Origin of the sequence: Anaerotignum lactatifermentans DSM 14214 (assembly GCF_900142265.1) — a bacterium.
Taxonomy (GTDB): Bacteria; Bacillota; Clostridia; order Lachnospirales; family Anaerotignaceae; genus Anaerotignum; species Anaerotignum lactatifermentans.
In genome coordinates this window covers 1-9,943 of sequence record NZ_FRAH01000015.1, presented here as the reverse complement: position 1 = coordinate 9,943, position 9,943 = coordinate 1, and the positions used below count along the sequence as shown (strand labels likewise).

Sequence of the window (9,943 nt, the reverse complement as noted above, 5' to 3'; positions counted from 1 at the left end):
ACTTTTACGGCTCTATAGTCGGATTTCGCGAATGTATCGAAGTCCACGAATTCTTCAAACAGAGGTTCAACCTTTACGTTGGAGAAGTCGATTTTTTCTGCAACGGGAGCAGCCACAGCAGCAGGAGCTTTTGTTTCTGCTTTCTTAGGCATGTCCAGGGGTTTCATTGTGGGGATTGTAAAGATATTTCCAAATGATTTTGTACGCTTCTTCTCAATCCTGTGTATTTCGGGACTTTTTCTATTTTGAGATTTTTGATTTTGTATGGTTCAGTCTGTAAACCTTTTTGGGGATGGTACAAAATTGGTACAGAGAGGGTACAAACACATCCTCTCACTCCACACAAGTTTAAAAACACTTTTTATTATATCTATTTGATCTTCATAATAAAAAACAACCGTATTTCCATACTAACCTCTTATTTTTATTTGAAAAATAAATAAAGGTAATTAACAATTTATTGTTAATCACCTTTATTTCAAAATGGATTATCTTTTTTTATCTGACTGCGACAATACGCTCGCTGCTAAACTTTTTGTCGTTTCAGAATACTTATCACTGTTAAGTACCTTAGCAGCTTTAGATTCCATCGCACTTCCAGTAACCTTATTAGGATCACTTTGAGATAAAACGCTTGCTGCTAAAGACTTTTGAATCTTAGAACTTTCATTTGAACGTAATACTTCTGAAGCACATGTAGCCATATTTTTGCTACTTCTTTTTTTATTCATAGTAAATCCCGCCTTTCTTTATAAAGAAAGGATGCGGTCACCAAACATCCCAACAATGTAGTCTTAAAATATCTTAATTGCTTCCATCTGTTTTTTCACGTTTTTTAGGAAAGCAAAACACCTTTTTCCCATATTGACGAGCATATATCCGATGCCCATTTTTCAATGTTATGTAAGGTGTAAAAACAAGTTCTTCTTGTTTTTCATTTGTCATGAAAATCCCTCCTTTACGCAGATTTTTTACAGACGAATCCGTAAAACTGTGGAAATGAGCAGAGACAAATGCTAAATTATTTGTGATAGGTAATTTAGTAGGTGACCATTGTCTCTGCTACATTACGAAAAGCCTATGTGAGATTGAGCCCTCATGTAGGCTTTTTTTGTAGAACTCGGAAGTTTTAATTTAAGTCATTGGCGTAGCATCTGATAAGTTAAACAGCATCAAATCTGCTTCTGGTACAATGACTCCATTGACACGATACGATGTATTTTCCAAATTCCATTCACAGATCCTTTCAATGGTATTGATCAAATCCTTTGAATTGAATCTAACTGATAATATGTTTCTAGGATTTTGCTTGTAAAATTGTACCGCTCTAGCATCATTTTCGCCACAAATCTGAATCGCCATCTGCTTATCTGTCTCATTAATCAATAATCTAACGTAGGCAGGGTAATTCATCTTCATAATAACCGACTTATTAAATGTAAGTCCATTACTTGTAATAGATACATATGGCAGCCCTTCGTTAAAGTCAAACACCCTAAAATTCGTCAAATCCATAACACCGTTCGCCTCCTTCCTATTCTGCTTTGATTATATCATCACTCGCACATTTTTTCAACACTTTTCTCTCCTTTACATATTTCGTTCGTTGTTAAATTGTCTCCATTTTCACAGCGATTTGTATCAAAATTCGCAGCATACGCAAATTTCTTTATCGTTTAATTATTAATTGTTCGTCTACGACTAAATTTGCAACTCAAAATCCGTTAATTAATAAACAAAAAAATTAAAATCCTAGATCGCAATAAAATTACGATCTAGGATTTTCCCACTACCTTTCCCTCCGCTCCTTCATCTTCTCCTGAAAATGCTGAAACTCTCTTTCTTTCAATTCTTTTGTCACTGTTGTGTACACATCCAGTGTCACATCCGATCTTGCGTGTCCACATAGTTCCTGAATCACTTTGATATTTACACCCGCCTCTACCAAGCGTGTTGTAAATGTATGACGCAATGTATGACAGGAAAAATTAGGTAACAGTACTGGTTCTCCTAACCCTTTTGCCAACTGCATCTCATTACAATCTCTGATGATCCGCCGCAATGCTTTATTTAATGTTCCTTGTCTCTGCACACCTCCAAACCGATTGATAAAAATAAAATTTGTGAATCCATCCACGACAACCTTACAATGAAGATGATTATATTCCTGATAAGCCTTTTCTGCCAAAAAAGCATCCTTCACCTCATCTGTCATAGGAATCTTCCGTTGCCCCGCTCTTGTCTTTGGCGTATGTATGTTATAATAACAGCCATTCCCATCTCGATGGTCATAATACACCAACGTATGATTGACAGAAATAACACCTTTCTCCAAGTCAATATCTTCCCAACGCAGAGCACAGATCTCCCCAACTCGCATACCTGTTCCAACCATCACTGTAAAAATAGGATACCAATGATGGTATGGTGTCTTTTCTGATGCAAGAAAATCCAGAAAAAGCTCCTGTTCTGGCATCGTCAATGCTTCTTTTCTTTTTTCTTTGGCATGATATGTCTGTTTCAATTCTTTCAAAAGATTATCCGAAACATTGGTTCGAACATAACTGTCCTCTACTGCCATTTGCAAAACCTGATGTAAAACAGAGTGGATATTGTCAATAGTCGCAATTTTCAACCCACGATCTTCTGCCATTTTATTATAGAAGTGTTTCACATCAGATCGCTTCAACTTCCCTACCGGCATCATTCCAATGTCCTCAGCCACAAACTGTGTATACATATAACAGTAATTTTGCAATGTATTATCTTTGATCCCCCGTTTCAGCTGTTTCCACAGTTGAAACAAATCATTTACCGTAACCGTTCGCGCATCCATCCGGATACCATCCGAAATATCCTTTTGAATTTCTTCCTCCTTTCTTCTGAGATCTTCCAAAGTTCCGGCTGTCACACTCCGACGCTTTCCATCCTGCCCAGTCCAGCGATAAACATAATACCCATCTGCTCGTTCAGTTTCTCCTGTTTTCAACAAACGATGCTTCTTATCATATCTTTTTGCCACTTACTTTCCTCCTTTACAAACAAAGGGCTGTCGCAATATGCCACAGCCCCAAACATTTAGATCGAATACACTGCATTCAGAAATTCTTCTAACTTCTTCCGCTTCAGCATACGTCGACTGCCATTCCAAACAACAAAATCACAGTTCTCATCGTTGCTCATTTCACGCAGCTTATTGATGCCGATCCCTGTATACAAGGCAGCCTCCTCTAATGTCAACAAATATTTTTCGCAAATTGCAACCTCTTTTTTCATATTTCTCCTCCTCAACAGAATAATATATCAATGATACGCATCAACATACGTCTTCAACGCCTTCTACTCCATACGCAGTTCAATCCCTTGGAATCCCCGAATGCGTCCGCCATCCACGCTAACAGTTGTTGATTCACAAACAAACTTTTGCTTCAGCCGCTGAACCCAGATATTTTCTGCCAAAGGTATCAATCCCTCTCGCATACAAAACATCCCATAGGCTCTACCTATTTCTCGCGTAGCTATCCTACTCTGTGGATTTTCAATCAGATATTCATCAGCAAATAGAGAGAAATTGTCGTACAAACGTACAAATTCCCTTTTTGCATTTTGCATCGGATTGGTTTCTTTCATCGAAAAATCATCCTCCTCTAGCTGTCGTAGTCCTTCTATAGCTGCATCCAAAATACCCGTAGCATCTTCCACAAGAACGCTTTCCAATTCAGGAATCCACTGATCTCTGGGCTTTTGATTTTCAAAAGGGAAAATTATTACCCTTGATAAAAAAGACTCCAACTCTGGCACTGACTGAACTGGCGGGAAATTGTTGCAAGCAAAAACCAGCAATGCCTCGTTTGCAAAGGCTGCATAGTCCTCATATTTATTACAAACTTCGATCTCATCATTTCCGGTCAAACTCTTGAAAATATCCAGTCGTTTATTCGTTGTCCCGCTAACTTCGCCTGAAACATTGAGTCTTTTGCCCACCAATCGGCTGATGGCAAACTCATTGCCCAGCTGCGAAAATGAAACAGACGCAGTAAATTCAGAGCCAATTAACTTCTTCAACAGATTGAGCATTACAGATTTTCCCGTATTGCTTGGTCCGTACAAAAACGCAGCGATTTTCAAATCACGGATATCACTCAGACAAAGCCCCAAAAATTTGCAAAACTCTCTCTTCGTTTTCTCATGCGTCCCGAAAACATCATTCAAAAAATTCTGAAATTTGCCAGTGCTTGTGCGATTGAGATCGTAGCTGCCCAAATTTATGTAGTAACGAAAATACAATCGCTTGCGGTCATAAATCGGCTCCCGCTTCTTTCGACGCCAATCTACTGCACAATCGCATAAATTTAAATAAAAACGGCTTTCCCACCTTTCCGTTGGCATTTGGGGTGCGTCTAAAAGTAGCCACTGCACCACTTCTCCCAGCATGTGTTTATTAATGAAATGTCGCTCCTCAGGTTCAAAAAGCTGACGAATCTCCCGATTGTCATTTGTAGATTTCACCATACGCCAATATCCGAATTTTTCAATATAGATGTGGAGCCGCCCATTCCATACAGCGAAATCATTGCGATTCCGTAAAATCTCTGCCCACTCAGACGCTGAGAGCTTTTTCGCTGTTGCCAACCCGGAAGAATCCTCTGCAATATCGTCTTCTTCATCATCGGGAGGTGTGAAAATTGACAACTCTTGACTTTCTTCTTCTGCCTCCCTGCCCACTGTTTTCTCCTCGCAAAAATCTAATTCTTCTAGTCCTTCTAGCAGACTCCAAGTCCTTTTTTTGCCTTTTTTCGACATGATCATTTTCGTCCAACCGATGCCGCGGCATTTTGTGCGCACACGGAAGGAGCTTCCTTTCTTTAAATTTTGAAGTTGTGCACCCTTCGAAAATATCATAATCCAAACCCATTACAAAATGATAATGGGATGTAATCACTCTATATATTGTGATTACATCCCACATTATCAGATTTGAAATTTAAGATTTTTACTCTGTAACGGGCTTTACACACTTTTTCACTCTTTTTTATCAAAAAGAAAAAAGTATACACCAGTTCTGTAAGAACTATCATGACAAAAATAAAAAAAGCTTTAGCCCGTTCAGCCCGTTACACCTGTACGGAATGCCTGATTTCCATATAACAAAAACACGTGGTATAAACTTTTATACCACGTGTTTTTTATCTTGATTTTTCTTGTTTTCGAATTTTTCATAAGTTGTTTTTAAAAAGAATTCCATATCGTTATCAAAATCCTCTGTATTAATCGGCACAAAACAATGATTGTAAAGATCCTGCATTTTTTCATTAATATCTAGAAGTGATTTTTCCAAATACTCTAACGAAACATCCCTATTCCAATCTAATTGTCCAATATATCCTGCATTTGCTTCAATCTCATCTAAGTATTTTTTAATCCTATAATAATTAGGATACAGAAGTTTAAAGATTACTTTTTCTAAATTAAATTCTTCATCTCCTGTGTGTGTCAAAATTAATTTTGTGGCACTTTCTTTTTCTAAGCACAAAATACGATTCAGCATCAGAAGAATATTCTTCCTAACTTCTAAATCCAGTACTTCCCAATAGCCTGCTCTCAACAGTTTGAAAAGCTTTTTCTTTTTTCCGTTCCACTCAATCAAAAACGGCATTTGCTCCAGAATATATTCAAAAAATGCAGTTTCTTCTGGTATAAAACAATCGATTGTTTTATATCCCAAGGGCATATCATACCAGCTATCTACTATTTTTTCATATTTTTTGTTGTATTGCTCTACCCAATATTCTTTCTGACCAAACTTCTCTTCCAGTTTTTTATCTGGAAAACAAATTGCCTTCCATAATCGTTTTCCTTCCGCTTTTACATTAGGATCTGTATCTTGCAACTGTTTCCTGATTGTTACCAATATGTTTTGCCAATATGGATTCTCTTCTCCTATCCACAGTCAATTCATCTATGATTTTTTCCTCATCTGCATTATCCATCTTATAAATTAGGTTTAAACACCTCTTTATTACACACTGCATTTTAAAACTCAGACGAAGGAAGTTTGTCACAATTTCTTTTTCTTCCCCTATCTGCACTAGTTCCAAACTGGCTGTTTCCAAAGCTTGTGAAATTTCTTTATCTTCATGTTCTCGTCTTTTTGCAACCTTTTCTTCCCAGTTGTTCTCCAATAAATCTTCTGCCAAAATACTATGTGTAAATTTATTTTCTTTATCAATATAAAATCCCACAATCAAACTTAAACGCAACATTACCTTTGCATACAAATCAAACTTAAATCTTGTTGTATACTTTGGGATTTTCTTTCCCTTAGATCCTGTCTTTTGGGCTTGCTGCTGTTGCTTCTTATGATATTCCTTTGCCCATTCAGCCAAAGTGATTGTTCCTGTGTTTTCTTCCACTCTAATCCCCTCCTTATATTCAGCATTATACTATATCTTCCTCACAGAAAAAAAGAATGACGGCTCAAATAACCGTCATTCTCATTCTATGCAGCGCATCCCTTTGATTTTGTCTTTTTCAGACTATTGATGATTCTCTGCCAGGCTTCTTCCGGTGCCTCTTCCAGACTATGTAAGCCGTATCTCTGCAATACCGTTTCCAATGCTACCCCTGTACGCTGCAATTCTCTCTGGATCACATCTATCGCTGTCATTTCTGCCTGCATTTCATAGATCAGTTTTCCTTCCTGATTGCAGATCAGAAGCCCCACTATTTCTCTTTCTTCATTATAATGTATTTCTCTTACCTGAAACTTGTCATAGGTGATATACCGTTCTCCCTTTTTCTGAATATGGGTTTTCCCCGCTGGAACCCAAATAAAAGGAGCTTTATACAGTTCTCTTCCAATACCCAAAGAGACACAGGCTCTTTTGAAACTATCGCTGGCTTGTCCTTTCTCCTTTTCCGCATAACTTTCTGTTCCCACATCCATTTTGGAAATCCACTGTTGTTTTGCCTCATCCCAAACACTGACCTTACAATACAGATGATTGCCGATCATTACATGAGTTCTCTGCCAATTCAAAGGACCATATACCTCATCCAATATCTTCATGTCCACTCTGGCATCTTTATATAGAAGCAATGTCAGCCCTTTTTCTCCTATGGTACCAATTCTACATTCGATTTCGCTTGGCTTTAACAGCCGAATCTGTTCCATACGCTTTTATCCCCCTTACGCAACTGTAAATTTCCGATACTGACTTTCTGACAGATACGCTTCATAAATTTCTGGCTGTTCTTCTTTCAAGCGTTTGGTATCTACAGAACTCTTGGATACCATCTTCCATGTGATTTTCCGATTTCCAACAATTCCTGTTTCGTACTCTCGCATATAATTTTTCAGTTGATTGACTGCTGCAGCTTTCTCTTCTTCTAGTTTTCGGATTTGTTCCGACAAAGTATCGTATCGACTGCAAATGGACAAAGCTTCTTCCGGCAACCGTATTGGCTTTCCATTGGATACGGAAAACCTTTCGTTCATTTGTATCGTTGTTGCCTGAGAGCCATCTGGAATGGGTTCTTTTCCACCAATCACATGCACTTTCCAAAAATGTTCTTCCATGGCAATGATCTGCGCGATCAACTTCTCATCTCTGAACACCTCATGAAAATAAAAATGATTGCCGCCTACCAAAGCCGCAATATATGTTTTTCTAGCACCTGTTACTGCCATATAGTGCTGTATCTGCAGAAGATATTCCGGAGGAACGCCTTCCTCCCAAATTTTCTGTTTATAGGCAGAGGCTGTCTTTGCTTCAAAAATCACCATTTCATCCTTTTCTTTAATAACCCCATCCAAATTTGCCAACATGAATGGGTGTTCACTGCTTTGCAGCAGCATATTTCTGGCTCTCACTTTGATGCCTGTACGCTTCATAAACTCTTTCCGTACCACTGGTTCCAAAACAGTTCCGAAATGGGCATATTCACTATCCGTTTCTACTGGTTCAGCCTGTCCTGTCTTTTCCCGCCAAAGCTGATAGACAGATTTATAGGGATTCAATCCAGCTAGGACAGATACATCCGAACCTCCAATACCTTGTGTACGATATTTCAACCATTCTTCATGGCTTAGACCCTTTGTTTTTACCAAAACTCTCATAATAACCTCCTAAAAAATAAAGGGATAGAACCATCTATCCCTTGTAAAAACTTATGCCGCTGCCAATACCATTTGATACGCACGGTCAATAAGCGGATTTCCATCTACTGTTTTTGCAAACAGATTCTCTTTATAATTTGCACGCTCCCGTAATGGTTTTGTATGTGTTGCAAAATCTGATACCGCATTGATAAAACGATAGGCACTCTTTTCTGTGTGCATCAGATCTGGTGCGTCAAAATATCTCTGTTTCATATCATCCCGCAATTTCTGTATATTTTTCCTTTGCAATGGTGTTGCGTCTTCCCGAACAGGAAGCAGCATTTCTATATATTCCATCACTTTTTGATCCCGCAGTTTCATTTGCTGTAATATCTCAAAACTTTTTCCAAGTTCAGCCATATATTGTCCTGCATACAGCAATGTATTTCTCGCATCTTCCATTTTTCCCTGAATATCTCCTGTGTGATGACAGCTCCAACTTCTTTTTGCCGTAGATAATGCCAGATTCAAAGTATTGTTGCAGACAACCCGGACAGGTGTCATTGCTACCTTGATAGCTGCACTGCCATCATGACTATTCATAAACACCAGATAAGGCGTGATCTCCTCGCCATTGATGATATATTGATGAGGAAGTCTTGCCAAAATCCATGTTCTTCTGCCGGACTGCAAGCTGCCTGCCGTTTCATAGCGAACACCTTCTCCCAGCAAAGCATCTGTAAAAGCAAATGCCTCTTTGTTTTGCACCACTTTATACCGATCTGTCACAATTCCCAGAACGCTATTGTCCCTATCTCTGACATTCGCTTTGAATCCAGGAATATAATCTCGTCCATCTGCTGTGACAATATCCTTTTGCACCACATTCCAGTCCAGACCTGCAAGGCGCAGTGCCTCTTGAGAATCGGGCGCTTCTGCGACAATGGTACCAAGACCATGCCAAGGTTTTTCTCTGACACTGAACATTGTTTCTACCAGCGCAGGCATATTCATCTCCCCTTTCTTTCATCTGTCAAATGGTTTACAAGCCAAACCACCACTTCTGCTGCCAATACATTGGAAACTGCCAAAATAAATTTTCTTGCTGCTCTCATTTTTTATCCTCCTTTTTGTTTGTGTAACTATATAGCTTTTTCTTTGTTGCTAAAGAGATAATATATCATCACAGATAGGCAAGTTACGCATACAAAGGAGTCAAGCCTAAGGAACATAGTTATAAACAGAAAAGAACCAATACAAACCGTTTTTATATTTGAAAAGGAGGTTTTTTCATTATGACAACATACGATATTCCTGTGATTATGACGTTCTCTGAATGTCAAAAGATATTAAGAGTGGGAAAAAACACACTGCTGGATTTGCTGCACTCTGGAAAACTGGAAGGGTTTCGGATTGGGAATCGGTGGAGAATCACGAGGGATAGTTTGGTGGAATATGTAAATCATGTTTAATTATCTCCAATAAATCAAAAGGAGGGTATGAAGAAAAGTCTGTAAATAAGATTCTTCTATGATAAGACTGGGTGGAATGGAGGGTATGAAGAAAAGTCTGTAAATAAGATTCTTCTATGATAAGACTGGGTGGAATGCTTTGAAATGAAGCACTCCACCTTTGTTTTATATATACCATCCAAAAGATGGCATGTCAATAACAGGCGGCTTTTCTGCCTGTTTTAACCAATCTGTTCTTTTTATTCTGGAAGCCGTCCTTCATACATAATACTTAATTCTCCGTAGACCTGACCCCAGTTCCGGATGGTGGTTGTCCATTTTTTTGTGGCTTCAAAGGTAGCCAGATACAGGGCTTTCAGCAATGCTGTAT

12 protein-coding genes and 1 pseudogene are annotated in these 9,943 nt (G+C 38.5%); 1 reads left to right on the top strand and 12 read right to left on the bottom strand.

Annotation, left to right across the window (positions count from 1 at the left end):
• Positions 1 to 488: 488 nt before the first annotated feature.
• The 11 genes from BUB35_RS05700 to BUB35_RS05655 form a co-directional block, all read right to left on the bottom strand.
• On the bottom strand, positions 489 to 731 hold the full coding sequence (locus BUB35_RS05700) for a hypothetical protein (protein WP_072849964.1): 243 nt from the start codon (positions 729 to 731) through the stop codon (positions 489 to 491).
• Between the two features lie 73 nt (positions 732 to 804).
• A complete protein-coding gene (locus BUB35_RS19220) occupies positions 805 to 945 on the bottom strand; it encodes a hypothetical protein (protein ID WP_200777571.1) in 141 nt (46 codons plus the stop codon).
• Between the two features lie 189 nt (positions 946 to 1,134).
• A complete protein-coding gene (locus BUB35_RS05695; protein WP_072849962.1) occupies positions 1,135 to 1,515 on the bottom strand; it encodes a hypothetical protein in 381 nt (126 codons plus the stop codon).
• Positions 1,516 to 1,789: 274 nt separating this feature from the next.
• Positions 1,790 to 3,022: a tyrosine-type recombinase/integrase gene (locus BUB35_RS05690; protein ID WP_072849960.1), complete on the bottom strand. Its 1,233-nt coding sequence runs from the start codon at positions 3,020 to 3,022 to the stop codon at positions 1,790 to 1,792.
• A 56-nt stretch (positions 3,023 to 3,078) separates the two neighbouring features.
• Positions 3,079 to 3,276 (bottom strand): excisionase, encoded by a 198-nt coding sequence (locus BUB35_RS05685; protein WP_072849958.1) that lies wholly within the window; start codon positions 3,274 to 3,276, stop codon positions 3,079 to 3,081.
• 63 nt (positions 3,277 to 3,339) lie between these two features.
• Positions 3,340 to 4,902 carry a DNA primase family protein gene (locus tag BUB35_RS05680; RefSeq protein WP_072849956.1) on the bottom strand — a complete coding sequence of 521 codons (1,563 nt, stop codon included), beginning with the start codon at positions 4,900 to 4,902 and terminating at the stop codon, positions 3,340 to 3,342.
• 268 nt (positions 4,903 to 5,170) lie between these two features.
• The gene (locus BUB35_RS05675; protein WP_143158946.1) at positions 5,171 to 5,890 is read right to left on the bottom strand and encodes a hypothetical protein; all 720 of its coding nucleotides are present in this window, start codon (positions 5,888 to 5,890) and stop codon (positions 5,171 to 5,173) included.
• Positions 5,871 to 6,413 carry a hypothetical protein gene (locus BUB35_RS05670; protein ID WP_072849952.1) on the bottom strand — a complete coding sequence of 181 codons (543 nt, stop codon included), beginning with the start codon at positions 6,411 to 6,413 and terminating at the stop codon, positions 5,871 to 5,873. Before BUB35_RS05670 ends, BUB35_RS05675 begins: the two co-directional genes overlap by 20 nt.
• A gap of 86 nt (positions 6,414 to 6,499) precedes the next feature.
• Positions 6,500 to 7,174, bottom strand: coding sequence for a Rad52/Rad22 family DNA repair protein (locus tag BUB35_RS05665; protein ID WP_072849951.1), 675 nt, complete (start codon positions 7,172 to 7,174; stop codon positions 6,500 to 6,502).
• 15 nt (positions 7,175 to 7,189) lie between these two features.
• Entirely contained in the window at positions 7,190 to 8,119 is a 930-nt protein-coding gene (locus BUB35_RS05660) for a YqaJ viral recombinase family nuclease (RefSeq protein WP_072849949.1), read from the bottom strand.
• Positions 8,120 to 8,170: 51 nt separating this feature from the next.
• Entirely contained in the window at positions 8,171 to 9,109 is a 939-nt protein-coding gene (locus tag BUB35_RS05655) for a DUF932 domain-containing protein (protein WP_072849948.1), read from the bottom strand.
• 287 nt (positions 9,110 to 9,396) lie between these two features.
• Here BUB35_RS05655 and BUB35_RS05650 point away from each other — a divergent pair, with 287 nt between their 5' ends.
• A complete protein-coding gene (locus tag BUB35_RS05650; RefSeq protein ID WP_072849946.1) occupies positions 9,397 to 9,573 on the top strand; it encodes a helix-turn-helix domain-containing protein in 177 nt (58 codons plus the stop codon).
• 239 nt (positions 9,574 to 9,812) lie between these two features.
• Here BUB35_RS05650 and BUB35_RS20075 read toward each other — a convergent pair.
• Positions 9,813 to 9,943, bottom strand: a pseudogene (locus BUB35_RS20075) (IS256 family transposase); the annotation flags it as partial.